The 16,508-nt window shown below is 61.0% G+C and carries 12 protein-coding genes; 3 read left to right on the plus strand and 9 right to left on the minus strand.

Annotated features, from left to right (window positions below; all coding sequences use genetic code 11):
- The 8 genes from FJ404_06985 to FJ404_07020 all read right to left on the minus strand — a co-directional run.
- The coding region (locus tag FJ404_06985; protein MBM3822615.1) for a PhoH family protein at positions 1–671 on the minus strand (671 nt) is incomplete at its 3' end.
- Positions 668–1,333: a glutathione S-transferase gene (locus FJ404_06990; GenBank protein MBM3822616.1), complete on the minus strand. Its 666-nt coding sequence runs from the start codon at positions 1,331–1,333 to the stop codon at positions 668–670. The genes FJ404_06985 and FJ404_06990, both read right to left, overlap by 4 nt.
- 7 nt (positions 1,334–1,340) lie before the next feature.
- Positions 1,341–2,459, minus strand: coding sequence for a sialidase (locus tag FJ404_06995; protein ID MBM3822617.1), 1,119 nt, complete (start codon positions 2,457–2,459; stop codon positions 1,341–1,343).
- Between the two features lie 11 nt (positions 2,460–2,470).
- Positions 2,471–4,015, minus strand: a complete 1,545-nt coding sequence (locus tag FJ404_07000) for a sialate O-acetylesterase (protein ID MBM3822618.1) — start codon at positions 4,013–4,015, stop codon at positions 2,471–2,473.
- A gap of 419 nt (positions 4,016–4,434) precedes the next feature.
- Complete coding sequence (locus tag FJ404_07005) at positions 4,435–5,319, minus strand: type II secretion system protein (protein MBM3822619.1); 885 nt, start codon at positions 5,317–5,319, stop codon at positions 4,435–4,437.
- A 505-nt stretch (positions 5,320–5,824) separates the two neighbouring features.
- Positions 5,825–7,273, minus strand: a complete 1,449-nt coding sequence (locus FJ404_07010; protein MBM3822620.1) for a DUF1501 domain-containing protein — start codon at positions 7,271–7,273, stop codon at positions 5,825–5,827.
- 13 nt (positions 7,274–7,286) lie between these two features.
- Positions 7,287–10,433, minus strand: a complete 3,147-nt coding sequence (locus FJ404_07015; protein MBM3822621.1) for a DUF1553 domain-containing protein — start codon at positions 10,431–10,433, stop codon at positions 7,287–7,289.
- 32 nt (positions 10,434–10,465) lie between these two features.
- On the minus strand, positions 10,466–12,325 hold the full coding sequence (locus FJ404_07020) for a metallophosphoesterase family protein (protein MBM3822622.1): 1,860 nt from the start codon (positions 12,323–12,325) through the stop codon (positions 10,466–10,468).
- A gap of 128 nt (positions 12,326–12,453) precedes the next feature.
- Between FJ404_07020 and FJ404_07025 the strand changes: the two genes are divergently transcribed.
- A complete protein-coding gene (locus FJ404_07025; protein ID MBM3822623.1) occupies positions 12,454–12,837 on the plus strand; it encodes a hypothetical protein in 384 nt (127 codons plus the stop codon).
- A 432-nt stretch (positions 12,838–13,269) separates the two neighbouring features.
- Here FJ404_07025 and efp read toward each other — a convergent pair whose 3' ends face one another.
- The gene (efp, locus tag FJ404_07030; GenBank protein MBM3822624.1) at positions 13,270–13,827 is read right to left on the minus strand and encodes an elongation factor P; all 558 of its coding nucleotides are present in this window, start codon (positions 13,825–13,827) and stop codon (positions 13,270–13,272) included.
- Between the two features lie 434 nt (positions 13,828–14,261).
- Between efp and FJ404_07035 the strand changes: the two genes are divergently transcribed.
- Together FJ404_07035 and FJ404_07040 are read left to right on the plus strand one after the other, a co-directional pair.
- Positions 14,262–15,107 carry a type II secretion system protein gene (locus tag FJ404_07035; protein MBM3822625.1) on the plus strand — a complete coding sequence of 282 codons (846 nt, stop codon included), beginning with the start codon at positions 14,262–14,264 and terminating at the stop codon, positions 15,105–15,107.
- A 3-nt stretch (positions 15,108–15,110) separates the two neighbouring features.
- Positions 15,111–16,505, plus strand: a complete 1,395-nt coding sequence (locus FJ404_07040) for an RtcB family protein (GenBank protein ID MBM3822626.1) — start codon at positions 15,111–15,113, stop codon at positions 16,503–16,505.
- Positions 16,506–16,508: the final 3 nt, after the last annotated feature.

Raw genomic sequence — 16,508 nt, forward strand, 5'->3', positions numbered from 1 at the left:
CCCCAAACTCCATCCCGCGAATCATGAATGGGAACCAGTTTCTTGCCCGCCGCGTCCACCTTGCACAAGACCGCCTTCTTCGGCGACGCGGCATCCACCAGGCTGCAATACTCGTTGGGGTGATGGATTTCTCCTTCCGGCAGATCGAGTTCCTCGCGGACCTTGAATTGCGCGATCAAATCCGCCGTCACCACCCGCTCGCTCAACCCCGTGTAGAGATCTTGCAGTTCCACCCGGTCGTTTTCGTAGTCCTCCGCCGCCAATCCCAGGGTATCCGCCTTGATCCGCAGATTGATATCCTTGGTCACCAGGATGGTTGGCACGTCCGCATGCGCTCTCTGCAGCGCCAGCGCTTGCGCGATGATTCTGCTGTCCACGCTTTTGTCGCTTTGCCCGCCGTTGCCCGGCATCCCGTCTTTGTCTTGAAAGACAATCTTGAGCACCCCCCCGTTCTGTAACGGCACCCCCTCGCTTAACCGGCCCTGGCCGCGCAAACTGTCCAGCATCCTGGACACGGACCGCGCATTCTGGCCCAACTCGCTGCGCTCACGCTTGAAGCGATCGATCTCCTCGATCACTTCGATGGGAATCAACACATGGTTCTGTTTGAACCGCAGAAGCGAGTTGGGATCGTGGAGGAGAACATTGGTGTCCAGGAGGTAATTCTTCACGTGCGACGCTGAATTTGAATCTGATGCATGCGTTGATGCCAGTTCGCCACCCGGGGCAGCCGCCTCGGCATCGTGTAATGGCCTGAATAAAGAAAATTGGCGAGCATGCCGTAAAGATCGAAATCGACGAAGAGCGGACGCTCCGTCAGCAGAAACGTGCGCTGCTCCAACATCCGCTCGCAAGGCCCCAAGGCCGCCTCCAGCCGTCCCAGCCAGAGCTTCTGCTCGGACCGCCATTGCTCCAAGCATCCGCGCCCGAATTTGCGCTCCTTGTGCCTCACAAACCGGCACCGGTCCGAGGGTTCCACCATCTCCTCCCAGTAAATGTCATTGAGCCGGAATCCCGCATCCTCCACCGGCCCCTCGCAATGCCGCCACAACACCTGCTGCACGCCCTCCCAATCCGGCGGAAACAACCCAAGCTGAAACTTGGATTCCAAATACTTCGCGATCACCTGGGAATCCGCGTCCGTCTCGAAGATGACCTGGCTCCCATCCTTCAACACCGGGACCTGGTAATAACGTTCCTTGGTGAGCTTCCAAACCAAGTCCCGGTCGCCATTCGGGATGTTTCGCACTCGAAAAGGAATGCGCGCCGCCTCCATGATCCGGCGCTGGACCAGACAAAACGGGCTCCACGGAAATTGAATCAACTCCAGCATGCCGGGTTCAACGCATTGCCAGCTTCCGCGGATCGACCACCACGTGCCGGATCTTTTGCCGCTTCCAAGTGTAGGTCAGGTGGACTTTTCCATCCCGCGTTTGCAGAATTGCCGGATACGAGAACTCTCCCGGCTCGGATTCCAAAACCCAAGAACTCTCCCACGCCACGCCGTCCCGGGACAAGGCGAGGTTCAGCGGACTGCGCCCGCGCGGGGTATGATTGTAAATCACCAATTGCCGCCCGTCCTTCAGGGTCACCGCGTCCAAACCACTGTTCGGATTGGGCAAAGCGGTCCGGGTCATTGGACCCCAGGTGCGCCCTCCATCCTCCGACCAGCTCTGCGTGACCGCTTGCTGCCGGCTGCGACACAGGATTTGCAAGCGCCCCTCCGGGTGGAACAACACGGCCGGTTGAATGGCTCCGAATTCCTTGCCATCGTTCAGAACCTCGGTCTTCTTCCATTGCCGCGCGTCGCGCGTGCTTTCCATGTGGACGCGCCACCCCTCGTGCTCGGTGCTGGAAGGACAAAGCAACGTCCCGTCCTTCAACCAAACCGCCTTGTTCTTGATGGGCCCCAAAATGCCCTCGGGCAAACGGCGCGGCTCAGACCAGGTGCGCCCTTGATTCGAAGATTCTATCATCATGCCCCACCACTGCCGTGGATTGGGCCCCACTTTGTAAAACAACCAGGTCTTCCCTGACGACGTCTGCGTCAGGACGGGGTTCCAGCACGGGAAACGCCTGCCGTCGGACTGTTTGCCATCGGCCACCTCTACCGGTTTGGTCCAGGTACCACCCTGGAGCCGGGCAACCCAAATGCCCACGTCCGGGTTGCCCTCGGCGGTGCCGCCGAACCACGAAGCCAGGATTCCCTCACGCGTCTCCACGAGAGTGGAAGCATGGCAGGAAGGGAAGGGAGCGGTCTCGTAAATGAACCGGCTCGACAGCACGGGTGAAGCTCCTGAGGACTGGCTCCCTGTCCCGCGCCCGGCGCAACCAGTGGCGCCCAACCACACGAAGACCGCGAAAACCGCCCCCCCTTGCCTGAGCCAAGTGCCGGCCAGAGCCAAACTCCTCCTGGGAGTCGCTCGCGCCTTCAACCCGGCTCGATGGGTGACAGCCATTTTGAAGAACATTACCGCTTCGGCTTCGTCACCATCGGGAAGTCATCCGTTCGGAACGGCGAAGCCGGCAGCCCAGCGCTGTTGTAAAGGTTCACCACCGGGAACTCGTGCCATCCGAACCGAACCGCCACAGGAAGCGGCACGTCCGGACTCTCCACCACCACTTTTTGGCCCTGGATCGCCGCTTTGGCCCAGACGAATTTCTTGTCCGCGCCCGCGATCGAGAAACCCGTCAGCTCTCCTCCGCGCGCTTCCAGCCCATTCCCGACATGCGAAAAGTCGATTTCAATCCGGCTCCCTTTCCTGGCCATCGAACGGTAAATGGGTCCGCTGTGAAGAATCTTCTCGCCATAGGCAATGCGTCGAGCCGCCAAGGCGAGCCGCTCGCCGGCGGGAGCTTTCTTCGCGGGATGGATGTCGTCCTTGTCCCCGGCATCGGTGATCACGGCCATGCCAACTCGCGGCAAGGTTGTGGTGGCCAGGGCCTGCGCCTCGCGTAACTCGGCCCAATCACTCTCCACCGGTTCCTTCGTGATCTCCTCCAGGCTGCGCTTGCGATTCTTGTCCCAAGGCGCCAGTTGCACCAACAGGAAGGGGAACGGTCCCTGACCCCAATCGTCCCGCCAATTTTGAATCATGTCGGCGAACAACGAACGGTACTGATGAGCCCTTCCTGCATTCGACTCTCCCTGATACCAAATGGCGCCTTGCACCGCGTACGGAATCAAGGGGGCAATCATGCCGTTGTAAAGCTCGCCCGGCGTCCAAAACGGAGGCTGAGGTGGCTTGGCGTCACCCGCCGTCCCCGCCTGCTTCGCGGCTAAAAACTTTTCCCGATCCTCGACGAACTTCGAGTAGGCGTTGTTGTAATTCTCGATGATGCTCGTCCGGTAATCGTCCTTCGCGCTCAGAAGATCATGCCGTATCCAGGCCTCGGCGGGAGAGCCGCCCCAGGAGGTGTGGATCAATCCCACCGGCACGCCGAGTGCCTTTTGCAAATCCCGCCCGAAATAATAGGCCACCGCTGAAAAACTCTTCACCGTCTCCGGCCCCGATTCCACCCACTTGCTGGGCACGTTCGCAGCCGGACTGGCTGATTTCCGCTTGGGCACCGTGTAAAGCCGGAGATTCGGATTTGCCGAATTCGCGATGTCCTGATCGGGCTGGAACGATCGGGTCATCGGCCATTCCATGTTGGACTGGCCCGAACAAAACCAAACCTCGCCCACCAGCACATCACGGACTTCCAATCGATTGTGACCCGCGACCTTGAGCGTTTCCGGCCCGCTCGCCTTCTGGGGCGGCAATTTCACCATCCACTTGCCGTCCTTGGTGGTCGCGCTCAGTTTGACCCCCCGAAATTCCACGGTGACCTTCTCGCCTTCGTCGGCCCATCCCCACACCGGCACGGGGCGTCCTCGCTGCATGACCATGTGATCGGTGAACAAGGAGGAAAGCCGGACGTCGGCGGAGGCTTGGCCGGCGAGCCCAAGCAGGGCCACCCCGGCGGCCCGAAGGGAAAACCATGGAAAGAAGAGGTGGCGCTCGGAAATCATGGCCTCACTGCAACCAAAGGCCGCTCCTGCGTCAACCTTGAAACCGCGGTGGGCCGGGAGGTCGGTGCATCCAGAGGTTGTCGGTGACCGGGTCGTCGTGGTAACGCAGACAGCCCTGTCTGCTGTGGCGCAGGCTGCCCAGCCTGCGGGGCGACGAAGGGACCAGGCGCGTGAAGTGCATGGAGGGCCTCGTTCTTCACCCGCCGGGCCGACTGGCAGTCGGCGATACGGCAGGCTGGGCAGCCTGCGCCACACTACAGACCACTTCGGGATGCACGGCCGGGAGGTCGGTGCATCCGCAAGTTTTGGGAGCGCGCCGTTCACGGCGCTTTTACGCTCGCGCCCATCGGCCGCGGCGATCTCCTCCCGCTCCAGCGCCCGCCCTGGGTGGAAGCCTTCGCTTTGAGAAGCGTTGCCGATTAAGGATAGGTGCCTTCCTTGATGGAGACGGTCGTGTTCTCGGACATCCACAACACGTCGGGCAACGAGTCACCCGCCGGGCCGAGCGGCAGCGCGAGCACGGGGTTTCCATTCCGAACCGGCACCTTGATGCGGGAACCGCGCCACTTGTGAATCTCCGAATGGCCATCGGCAAAAGAAAAACCGCACGCGCCATTGTGATAGGAAGCCGGCACATCGATAATCTGCGCGTTCTTGGCACCGGGAAGCGCCATCTGAACCGCGAACGCAGGGTCGTTGACACTGTCGGGATGTTCATCCACCAGCACCCAGGTCTTGACCGGATTCACGATCGAGCTCGCTTTGCCATACACGCGCCAAGTCGACCCTGGCAGCCAGGTTCCATCGTCGAAGACCTGGCTCATGGAGTTGCTGCGCACCCTCGGAACTTTCTGGCCCGAGCTGTTTCGGACCGTGACCTTGTCCGCCGGACATTTCCAGATCGACAGGCTCTGACCGATGTAGGGCATGAGTGGGCTCTTGACGATATCCACGTTCGGATCCCAGTTCGCGGGCGCGCTCGAATAGTCCACCCACCCCTTCACCCACACCGTGCGCCTGGGAACCGGAATGTCGCGCGACAGCGTCAGATGGTCGTCCGAATCATCCGCATAAAGCCTCCATCCCAGCATCATTTGGCGCAGGTTGTTCAGGCAGCCGATGCCTTGCGCCTTGGTTTTCGACTTCGACAGCGCCGGCAACAGCATGCCTGCGAGGATCGCGATAATGGCGATAACGACGAGCAACTCGATCAAAGTGAAGCCCCGCCGGGAATTGCAGGGAGCCTCCGAAGGGAAGAGGGCGGTTCTCATGGTTTTCATGGATCCTGGAGTCTGAGTGAGCATCCAAGTGTTCTTCCTTCTCCCGTCGAAGATCAATCACGAAAACGAACGTGGCGAAGGAGCCGGTGCCTCCCGAAGTGGTCTGTCGTGTGGCGCAGGCTGGGCAGCCTGCGCCACAGCAGACAGAGTTGTCTGCGTTACCTCGACGGCCCGGTCACCGATAACCTGCGGATGCGCCGGTCGTTCAGTAGTTCTCATTTTAGCCTGGGGCGCGGCGTTCCACCGCCGTCCCACGTTTTCAGAGGGTGATCAAGATGGGCTGCGGTGGAACGCAGCCCTCCCGGCGTGGTTCCTCGTCCCAAGGCGAGTCCAAGATGGGAGGTGACGATTCTTCAACCTCCCGACTAACTTGATGGTGAACTGAATCACCTTTCCGCACCCCGGCCCGGCGGAGTTCTTTTGCTGGAAACGGCAATTCAGCAGCGTCCAGGTGCGCCAAGTCCTTTGCCGCCCAGATTTTGCGAGAGATCGATGCTGATCAATTCCCTTTTCCAGGCTGACCGATTGGTCAGGCAAACACGTCTTGGATGACGCGCGCGCCCTCGAATCCCGTAAGTCGTTGGTCCAGTCCTTGAAAGCGGTAGGTCAATTTTTCGTGATCAAGCCCCGCTGCGGCCAGCAAGGTGGCATGCAGATCCCGAACGTGAACCTTGTCCACAGCGGCGCGAAGGCCGATCTCGTCCGTCTGGCCGTAATGGAATCCGCCCCGCAATCCTCCTCCGGCCATCCACACGGTGAACGCGTGCGGGTTGTGGTCGCGACCCGGCTTGTCGCCCTTTTGGGAGACGGGGAGGCGTCCGAATTCGCCGCCCCAGACCACCAGTGTCTGGTCGAGAAGGCCGCGTTGCGCGAGGTCTTCCAGCAGCGCCGCCACGGGTTGGTCGGTTTCGCCGGCGAATCCCTTGTGGTTGCCCACGAGATCGGCGTGGCAATCCCAGCTCAGTTGATTGTCCATGCCGCCGGAATAGATCTGAACGAAGCGAACGCCACGTTCGACCATGCGCCGCGCGGTGAGGCATTGGGCGGCGAAATGCGAGCAATGTTTGAGATCGAGCCCGTAGAGTTTCCGGATGTGTTCGGGTTCTCGCGTCACGTCGAAGGTCTCCGGGGCGGCCGTCTGCATGCGGTAGGCGAGCTCAAAACTCTCGATGCGCGCCGCGAGTTGATGTTCCAGGGCGCCCTTGGGCAGCGAGCGCTGATTGAGTTTTCCGAGCAGGGAAAGTTGAGCACGCTGCTGGTCTTCCGTCAGGTCGGACGGCGGTCTTAAATTATCCATGGGCTCCCCTTGTGGGCGCAGCCAGGTTCCTTGATAAACGCTGGGGAGGAATCCCGCGGTCCAGTTGTTGGCGTTCCCTTTGGGAAGACCCCGATTCATGGGATCGCTCATGACCACGAAACTGGGCAGGCAATCGCTCTCCGAACCGAGCCCGTATGTGATCCAGGAACCCACAGACGGAAACCCCATGCGCGTCGTGCCGGTGTTCATCATGAACAGGGCCGGGGAATGATTGTTCGACTGTGTCCAGCAGGAATGAAGGAACGTCATTTTGTCGGCATGCCTGGACAAGTGGGGAAACAATTCGCTGATCCAGGTGCCGGACTGCCCGTGCTGCTGCCAAGCGAATGGGGATTTCATGAGCGGTCCCACGGCGTCCTGAAAAAAGCCGGTCTTGTTGTCGAAACCGTCGAGCTTCACCCCGTCTTTCTTCACCAGTTCGGGTTTATAGTCCCAGGTGTCCACCTGACTGGGGCCCCCGTTGGCGAAAATCCAAATCACGGATTTTGCCTTTCCGGGGAAATGAGGTTTCTTGGGCGAAAGCGGGTTGGCGATACTGGCGAGGGCATCGGAGCGGTCGAGCATGCTCGCCAGGGCGACCCAGCCCAAGCCGCCACCTGCTCGTTGCAACCAGGCGCGCCGGTTCAGGAATTCGGGCTGGGAGGGGAAACGGTGGTTCATCTTGGATCGAGGGTTAGGGGATGTAGGCAAACTCGTTCAGGCCGAAGAGTACCTGGCAAAAATCGGCGAGGGCCAGCACGCGAGCCTCGGCCTTGCCCTGGCCTTCATGACTCTTCCATTGAGCGAGCACAAAATCAGAACTCTCACGCAGTTCGTCGGAGGTTGGACTCCGTCCGAGCGCGCGTCGGAATCCGATCGAAATCGGGTTGGCGATACTGGATCCCGATGGATGTTCGAGCGCCAGGGAGCGGGCGAACGCTTTGGCCCAATCACGGACTTGCGGGCCGTTCATGAGGAACAGGGCTTGCGGTGCGACCGTGGTGGTGGGACGGGCGGCTTGGCTGACGAGCGGTTCAGGCAGATCGAAGGCCACCATCGATCCGACCAAGCGGCTTCGTTTGACGGTGAAGTAGATGCTGCGCCGCCGACTCGTTTCGTCGAACGTGCCCGGTCCGAAGGGAGTGCGATCCAGGACACCGCTGACCGCGAGCATCGAGTCCCGGATGGCCTCGCCTTCCAATCGCCGCGGAGTTCGGCGGGTCCACGTCCGATTTTCGGGGTCCGCGGATTCCTTGCGCGGGTCGGGGGCCGCGCTTTGGAGGTAGGCCGCGCTGGTCATGATCAATTGATGCACGGGTTTCAAGCGCCAGCCGTGCCGGATCAGTTCGGAGGCCAGCCAGTCGAGCAGGTCGGGATGCGTGGGGGCTTCGCCGGTCTTGCCGAAATCGTTGGGAGATCGGACCAGGCCCTCACCGAAATGATGCTGCCAAAGCCGGTTGACGATGACCCGCGCGGCCAGGGCGCCGGCTCCGTTTTCCGTGTCGGTCATCCAACGGGCCAGGGCGCTGCGGCGGCCGGAGAATGGGGCGTTGGTGGGCGGCGGGCTCACCCAGAGATTCGTCCCCGGGGAGAGGACTTGAAGGAATTGTTGTTCCGCGACGCCATTTTTCAGGTCGGTGTTTCCTCGTTTGAGAATGTAGGTTTCCTTGAAGAAATCGGCGCCTTGGGAGTGCATGCGCAACGCCGGAAAGCCTTCGCCGCAGATCAGGGCGTCGACGCGTCCGTCCGGTTTTTTCTTCCGGTGCGCGTCCGTCACCGCCGCTTGAGCACGCCATGCGGGGTTGGAGAGCTTCCACCAATCAAACAGTACTTTTCGGTCCGCGGCTGTCAGATGCTTTCGGAAATCCGGAGAGCCAGATCGAGCCAGAATCGCCCCCACCGCGGGCGGCATGACCGGGCCGTCCAAGGATGGAACTGCGGCGTCGGTGACGGAGAGACGCGGGCGCCCGATGTGATGGCGGGTGTTGACTTTGAAAACGAGGCGAACGGTGAGGGCCGTTCCCGCTTCAGCCAGGATCGGAGTCCCGAGGGTGAAGACCGCCGATTGATCCCGGCCCAACTGTGGATCCACCGCCCAGCCCGTCTTGTCGTTGTCGTCGAGGCTCCCCTGCACGCTCAAGTTCGAACGGTTCTGTTCGAACGTGGCCGCGGCTTTGGTCACGGGCACCTCGCGTGGCTTGGCTTCTCCCGGGGATCTCACGGCGAGGGAAACGCGGCTCAGGCCGAAATTGCCGTTGTCCGCCCGGCCGGGTCCATTGGCCTTGAGGCTGGGATCGGCCATCGCATCGAGGCGAAGTCCGGTGATGCTTCCCGCTGGGAGCGGGGCGATGAAAGTATACTCGTCCGCGTCCGCGTTCTTGCCTTCGGCGAGATAAGAACCGTCCTCGAGTTTGCGCAGCGTCGCTCCGCCCTTCGAGACGGCGTTCGTCCATTCGATCAGGCGCCACTCGGGTTTGGGCGCGCTTGAGGAGTAATCGGCGAGCCAGCGATGGAAGGGAGTCGAAAGCTGTTTCTCCACCCGGGCCAGTTGGCGGTCCAGCGGCTTGAGCGCAGCTTCCCAAAGCACCATTCGGCGGCGGGTCGATTCGGGGTCGAGGTCCAGGGGAATGACGCTGCGGACCGTGGTCGTGAAGGTGGAAAGCATGCGATAGTAATCGGCGGTCGGAATGGGGTCATATTTATGATCGTGACAGCGCGCGCAGCCCACGGAAAGCCCCAGGAAGGCGAGGCTGGCGGTGGAGAGCATGTCATCCATGGCGTCGTAGCGCGTTCGCTCGACTTCATTGGCCGTGATTTGGGTGGGAAAGACTCCGGCCCCGAGAAAACCGGTCGCGGTGAGGGCGAGCGGGTCTTGCGGCGCCAATTCATCGCCGGCCAATTGCCATTGGAGAAAGCGGTCGTAAGGCATGTCCGCATTCAGCGCTTTAATGACGAAGTCCCGGTAGTGGAACGCGCCTTTTCGGTCGTAATCGTGCTCGAAGCCGGAGCTTTCGGCGAACCGGGCCACATCGAGCCAGTGCCGGGCCCAACGTTCCCCGTACTCCGGGCCCTCCAGCCATCGTTCGATCAGCTTTTCCCAATGGCTGGGGGAAGGCCTTTGCTGAAACTTAGCGATCAGGGATTCCGAGGGCGGGAGGCCCGTGAGATCCAGGCTGCCTCGGCGCACCAACGACCGGGGATCCGCGACCGGAGCCAGCGGAAGCCGCGAGTCTCGGGCTGCGTGGAGGAGAAAACGATCGATGGGGTGGGGCGGCGCCCCTCGCCACGCGGGCGGAGAGAGTTCTTTCTTCAGAGGACGAAAGGCCCACCACTGTTTGTCAGACTCGGAAACCACGGAGGCCAGGCGCGGCGGAAGTTTCCCCTCGACCAGCGGACGATCGTAGGGGGCGCCCAGGGAGATCCACTGTTCGATGAGGGCCAGATCTTCCGGGCCCAGCTTGGGCTTTTTCTCGGGCATGTGAGGTTCTTCCTCGTGGCGGAGAAGTTTGAGCATCCGGCTCTGGGAGGGTTGGAAAGGCACCACCGCGATACCCTCCGAACCGCCGCGCAACAGCCCTTCCCGTGTGGCGAGGTCGAATTCCCCTTTGGTCTTCTCGCCTCCATGGCAGGGAAGGCATTGCTCGACGAGCCTGGAACGAATCGTCTTGGCAAAGAGCTCGGTTCCCTTGGCCAGCCGCTCCGGATGATCCGCAGGAACCTCCTTGGCCGCCGCCGGCAAGAACGCCAGTCCAACCAGAAAAACTCCGAGCAAGACCCGAAACCCCGCGCGGGGAAACATGATGTCGAGGATCTGAAACATGCGATGCTCCTTCTCTAACATCGTCGGCTGAGAATGCCAACCCGGATCGCGGACTACTTCTCGATCACAAAATGGTCCCGGATCGTTCCGTCGATGTCGTAGGCGCGATAAACCAGCCTCGGACCGGAGACTTGCAGGTCGATCACTTGATAGGTGGCGATCTTGGTGAATCCTTGTTCCGTGTAATCGCGCGGGTCCTGGTCGTAGTGCTTGGTCCCCGACACCGACACAATGTAAATGGTGCCCTTCTTGGGGTCGTTGACCCGCTTGCTGTTTTTCAAGGGATAGGTGCGAAGGTAGGCGTGATCATGCCCTTGCAGCGCGAGGTCGACGTGATGTTTGTCGAAGATCGGGGTCCATGCGTTGCGCAACGCCTTGTTGTCCCGCTTGGGCGCCGAGGCATAGGCGGGGTGATGGTACGACACGAATTTCCAGGTGGCTTTGCTGCGGCTCAACTGCATTTCGAGCCATTCGGTTTGGGATTCCGGGGGAAGGTTCGAATCGAGGATCAAAAACAAGGCGTTGCCGTAATGGAGAGCATAGGCGCGCTCGGGCCGGACGCCCGCCGGACCGTTCCGCGGCAAGTCGAACAGTTTCAAATAAAGCTCGGGCTGCCCTCCCTGGCATTCGTGGTTGCCGAGGACTGGGACCAGCGGACGGTTTTCGTACACACCGCGCGCGTTGAAAAGCAGGCTGTCCCAATCGTCGCGCTCGGCGCCGCGGTTCACGAGATCCCCGGCCATCAGATAAAACGCCACGTCAGGTCTTTCGCGGTAGGCGTTCTTCACCAGCGTGCCCCAGCGGTCGAGTCCATTTTGGGCGTCGCCCATGTAAACGAAGGAGAAAGGCGCGTCTCCCGCCGGCGCGGTCGTAAATTCCGCCAGCTCGGTCCAATCGTCCCGGCGCCCGGTGCCGATGGAATAGACATAGCGTGTGCCGGGTTCCAATCCCACCAGACGCGCCGTGTGCCAGTGCACCGAAGGATCATTGATGACGAAGGGTGTTTCAATGCGTTCCGTGGCCGCTCCAACCTCGCGAAGGGGCGAAGCATGGAATCGATGGTAGTCGGACTTCTTCTGAAATCGAACCCGGCCCTTCTTGATGCGGGGTCCGGTCCGCCACTGAATGCTTTGGGTCGTTCTCGGATCGCCGGCCCAAGTCAATACCGCCAGATCGGGACGGTCTGAACTCGGGTGATCCGTGGTGGTGAGAACGTTCACCAGTTTGCAGTTCGAGCGCGAGGCATACACCGTTTGAATCAGGGTGCTGCCGGCGAGTGCCTCAGGCAGTTTCTCGAACTTCTCGTCGCGATCGACGTAAGGTTTGAGGCCGGGGATCGCAGGTTGGACGCGGAGTTGGCCGGGATAAAGGTCGGAGATTTCGAGCGCGGCGCCGTCGGATTCTGGTTTCACGAAGACGGCGTAGTGGCGTCCCGATCCGTCGATGGAGTTGACTCCCAGTTCTACTTCCCCGGCGGGAAAGGAGCGTTTCCACAGGTCCCATTCATAGTCTCCACCGGCCTTGAATTTCTTCCCGAACTTCGTGAACCCCCTTTCTTCAAGCCAGAAGGGTTGTTTGCCCAGGCCGGCATCCCGGACCACGATGATTTCAGACGGAACCTGGATCCGAAATCGAAGGTGCTTGGAGGCGAGAATGCGGCGTTCTTCCGGAGTCAGCGCGGCGAGAACCTGAGACACGCTTTGCGTGCGGACTTGTGCCACGGTCCAGGTCTTCTTGAATCGAGCCACGATGCCGGCGCTGGTGTCATGGATGGAAAGATGGATCGCATCATGCGCCCAGGCAGGTCCGGCCGCGGAGAGGAGCATTCCAGCCCAAGCCAGCCAAGCGCGAACGACACGGACGCCCGGAATGGAACCGCGAACATGCGGCTTCGAAAGTTGCGGTGCAAACATCAACGGAGGCTAGCTCCCGGCGAGGGCTGAAGGCTATGAAGTTTTGGCGAATTTCGAGCGACAAACAGGACGCGGGAACACGGCAGTTTTTTCTCGCGTGAAGCGGAGGCGGGCTGGATTCTGGGGCCATGGGACCGTTCCAAATCATTTTCAATCCGACCAGCGCGGCGGAATTGGCGCGCATGCCGAAGGATTTGCAGCTCTCCATTCTGGGTGAATTTCGGGGCTTCCCCCAGGAAGTCGTCGCGAAGGATGGAGAAAGCTTCGGGAAGTTGGAGCGTCAAAACCGGGTGCTGCATCGGTTCCGAATCGGCGATTACCGCCTCTATTTCGAACGTCATCCCCTGGGGGTCGTGGTTCATCGCATCTTGAGCAAGAACTCCCTCAAGGATTTTCTTTACCGGTCCAGTTTGCCCGTGGGCGAGGACGAGGCATTGCAGACGAATCCGAAGTTCTGGGAATTGATCGAGTCCGCCAAGACGGGTGGAAGAAGCAAGTCCGCCTCCTCCTGACCTGCCGTGCAACCCGAAGCGGTCTGTCGTGTGGCGCAGGCTGCCCAGCCTGCCGTATCGCCGACGGCCCGTCGGCCCGGCGGGTGAAGAACGACGCCCTTCCATGTTCTCCACGCGCCTGGCCCGGATCATTCATCCTGAGCTTGAATCCGCGACCGTGTGCCGCGTGAGGGCACGCGGCCTACCATCGCGCCTGCCTCTGTGTTTGGAGGCCCGGTGTCATCACCGGGCGTCCCGTGCATGAAATAGGCGGCCTGGTTTCCTTCGTCGCCCCGCAGGCTGGGCAGCCTGCGAAACAGCAGACAGGGCTGTCTGCGTGACCACGACAACCCGGTCACCGACAACCTCTGGATGCACCGCCTGACCTGGAAAGCAAACGCGGCGCTCCTGGGAGCGCCGCCTTCAAAAACGGTTAGGGAAACGGAAAGGCGCTTAGGCGCGCTCCATGTATTTCCCGGTGCGCGTGTCGATCTTGATCTTTTCGCCGGTCTTGATGAACAAGGGCACCTGCAGGGTGATGCCGGTTTCCAGGGTGACGGGCTTTTGCACGTTGTTGGCGGAGTCGCCGCGGATGCCTTCAGGGGCGTCCGTCACGGTCAGGACCACACTGGCGGGCAATTCGATCGAGACCGCCTTGTCCTCGACATAGGTCATGGTGACCGGAGCGTTTTCGATCAGATAATTCTTGGCATCCCCCACCAGTTCGGGAGGGAGGGTGGTTGATTCAAACGTTTCGGGATCGCTGAAAACGTAGTCGTCGCCGTCCATGTAACTGAACTCCATCTTCCGCGTCATCATCGGCACCACTTCGACCTTCTCGGTGGAACTGAAACGCACGTCGGCGGACTTGCCGGTCTTGATGCTCCGAATGCTGGCTTGGACGAACGCGCGCAAATTGCCCGGGGTGCGATGCTGGGTGTCGAGGACAACGGCAATGTCGCCATTGTAAATGATGGCCATGCCCCGGCGAAGATCGTTGGCTGACGGCATAATGAATCTCTTCGAAAATCGTGTTTCTGACCGCGTGCTTCCCGCTCTGAGTGGAAGCGGAGCCCGCGAAGCTACCCAAGCACTTCTCGATTGCAAGCCCTGAGTTTTGTCAACTTCTTGCCGCCGCGCATCCCGAGGTGGTCCGTCGTGTGGCGCAGGCTGCCCAGCCTGCTGTATCGCCGACGGCTCGTCGGCCCGGCGGGTGAAGAAGGAGGCCCTTCCATGCTCTCCACGCGCCGGTTTCTCGGCGTCGCCCCGCAGGCTGGGCAGCCTGCGAAACAGCAGACAGGGCTGTCTGCGTTACCAGGACAACCCGGTCACCGACAACCTCTGGATGCTCCGTTCTTCCCGTCCTGCCTCCCCCCTGTGCCTCGGGTTGTCCGGTTGACTTTTGTTTTCGCAATGGGGAGCTTTAAGGCGTCACCTGAGCCACCATGAAAATCTTGAATGTCACCGTCTCGATCCCCGGTCTGAATCGTCAAACCCGCCTTTGTCCTGGCCGGTTCAAGCCCTGCTCCGGCTTCACTTTGATTGAACTCCTCGTGGTGATCGCCATCATCGCCATCCTCGCCGGGATGCTGCTCCCCGCACTCGGCAAAGCCAAAAAGGCCGGCCAGGGCGCCGTCTGCAAGAGCAACATGAAGCAGATCACGCTCGGCATGATCATGTATTCCGACGACAATGCGGATGTGCTCCCGTGGGCCACCGGTGGCGTCGATGAGAATCTCACGGCCGATTGGGTTTGGGGCGGGCAGGATCGAGCCGCCCTCGACAACCGCAACAACTACATCCGCACCCCCCGGAGCTTTGGGTTTCACGCGGAGGCCGGATCCATTTTTCCCTTCGTCATGGGCCAGGGGCTGGTGCGCCCCTCCACGGGGAACAATGTCGATAATTACACCAACTCCTTCAAAGTTTACCAATGCCCGAGCACGGGCACGATCGGGCAGGCTTTGCGCGTGAACTTTTCCATGAACGGCATGATTGATGGACGGGACGGGAAAGGTCAGCCGCCGAAAGGCGTGCGGGCCACCTCGGTCATCAATCCTTCCAAGAAGTTTATGCTCATGCAGGAGGATCCCAAGGCCATGGTGAATGCCAGCGTCAGCCCGGGGGGGTCGGTGGACGACTGGCCGCTTACCCTTCATAACGGCGGATTGAACAATGGCTTTGTCGACGGTCACGTGGAGTTCATGAAGGACAAGGTGCTTCGCCCCATCGTGGCGGGCACGAATCAGCGGCTCACGGCCGGCCGGTTCGATCCGAGGTCGGCGGATTAGCGCTTGAATCAGCATGATCTGATCCGGCTTGGAGTGCCCTCGGGCGAGGCGACTCGCCGGGCCTTGGATTTCGTCACCCGATACATCCTCAAAGGGCTCGATCGAACCCAGCTTTCCCAGGACATCGAGCGGGTCGTGCGCGATCCGGCCTCGTTTGTGGACGATCCCCTGCGAGGTGCATTGGCCAGCGCTTTGGTGCGGGCAAGGCCCGCGCTTCGATCTGAAAGCGCCCCCTGGAAATCCTGGGGCCGGGATCTCGAACCTCAAGCCATCCAGCAACTGGCGCGCGCCTGCCAGCTTCCCGTGGCTGCCGCCGGAGCTTTGATGCCGGACGCCCACCTGGGCTACGGATTACCCATCGGGGGCGTTTTGGCGGTGGAGAATGCGGTGATTCCCTACGCGGTGGGCGTGGATATCGCCTGCCGCATGCGATTGACCGTCACCGACTTCCCGGTCCGCGATTTGGACCGCAAACGAGACCGTCTGATCCGTGCCATCGAGGAGGAAACGCGCTTCGGCGTGGGCGCTTCCTTTCAAGACCGTCGCGAACACGCCGTCATGGATTGCGATTGGAACGTGAGCCCGGTCACCCGCGAAAACAAGGATCGCGCCTGGAAACAGCTGGGGACAAGCGGGAGCGGCAATCATTTCGTCGAGTTCGGTCTCTTCAGCCTCGAGAACGCGGTGGAAGGATTGCCCCCGGGTGAGTATGTCGCCTTGCTCAGTCATAGCGGGAGCCGTGGCACCGGCGCGGCGGTGTGCGATCGTTACAGTCAACGCGCCATGGATCTCCGCGGGGATCTTCCCAAGGAGTACAAACACTTGGCCTGGCTCGAGCTCGCCAGCGCGGATGGACAAGAATATTGGGCGGCCATGGAGCTGATGGGGGAGTATGCGTCCGCGAATCACGCATTGATTCACCGCCACATCGTCGAACATTTGCGCGTCGAAGTTTTGTTGCAGGTGGAGAATCACCACAACTTTGCCTGGAAGGAACGCCACGTCATCGGAGGGAAGGAGCGCGAGGTGGTGGTGCATCGCAAAGGCGCGACGCCCGCAGGCGAGGGGGTCATGGGCATCATTCCGGGTTCCATGGCCACGCCGGGGTTCCTCGTGCGCGGCAAGGGAAATCCGGAATCCTTGCACTCCGCTTCGCACGGCGCCGGCCGCATCATGAGCCGCTCGAAGGCCGTGGAATGCTTTGAATGGAGCAAGGTCAACCGGACCTTGAAAGAACGGCATGTGCACTTGATTTCGGCGGGATTGGACGAAGTGCCCATGGTCTATAAGGACATCCATCAAGTGATGGCGGCGCAAACCGATTTGGTGGACGTGTTGGGCCAGTTCGATCCGAGGATTGTCAAAATGGCCCCGCAGGGCGAGAGACCGGAGGATTGAACC

The organism is Verrucomicrobiota bacterium, assembly GCA_016871495.1.
Lineage (GTDB): Bacteria > Verrucomicrobiota > Verrucomicrobiia > Limisphaerales > VHDF01 > VHDF01.

What these genes read in the sequence shown, in the direction of transcription:
- FJ404_06990 (MBM3822616.1), bottom strand. Translation starts at nt 1,333, where the DNA reads ATGCTGGAGTTGATTCAATTTCCGTGGAGCCCGTTTTGTCTGGTCCAG.
- FJ404_06995 (MBM3822617.1), bottom strand. Translation starts at nt 2,459, where the DNA reads ATGGCTGTCACCCATCGAGCCGGGTTGAAGGCGCGAGCGACTCCCAGG.
- FJ404_07000 (MBM3822618.1), bottom strand. Translation starts at nt 4,015, where the DNA reads ATGATTTCCGAGCGCCACCTCTTCTTTCCATGGTTTTCCCTTCGGGCC.
- FJ404_07005 (MBM3822619.1), bottom strand. Translation starts at nt 5,319, where the DNA reads ATGCTCACTCAGACTCCAGGATCCATGAAAACCATGAGAACCGCCCTC.
- FJ404_07010 (MBM3822620.1), bottom strand. Translation starts at nt 7,273, where the DNA reads ATGAACCACCGTTTCCCCTCCCAGCCCGAATTCCTGAACCGGCGCGCC.
- FJ404_07015 (MBM3822621.1), bottom strand. Translation starts at nt 10,433, where the DNA reads ATGTTAGAGAAGGAGCATCGCATGTTTCAGATCCTCGACATCATGTTT.
- FJ404_07020 (MBM3822622.1), bottom strand. Translation starts at nt 12,325, where the DNA reads ATGTTTGCACCGCAACTTTCGAAGCCGCATGTTCGCGGTTCCATTCCG.
- FJ404_07025 (MBM3822623.1), top strand. Translation starts at nt 12,454, where the DNA reads ATGGGACCGTTCCAAATCATTTTCAATCCGACCAGCGCGGCGGAATTG.
- efp (MBM3822624.1), bottom strand. Translation starts at nt 13,827, where the DNA reads ATGCCGTCAGCCAACGATCTTCGCCGGGGCATGGCCATCATTTACAAT.
- FJ404_07035 (MBM3822625.1), top strand. Translation starts at nt 14,262, where the DNA reads ATGAAAATCTTGAATGTCACCGTCTCGATCCCCGGTCTGAATCGTCAA.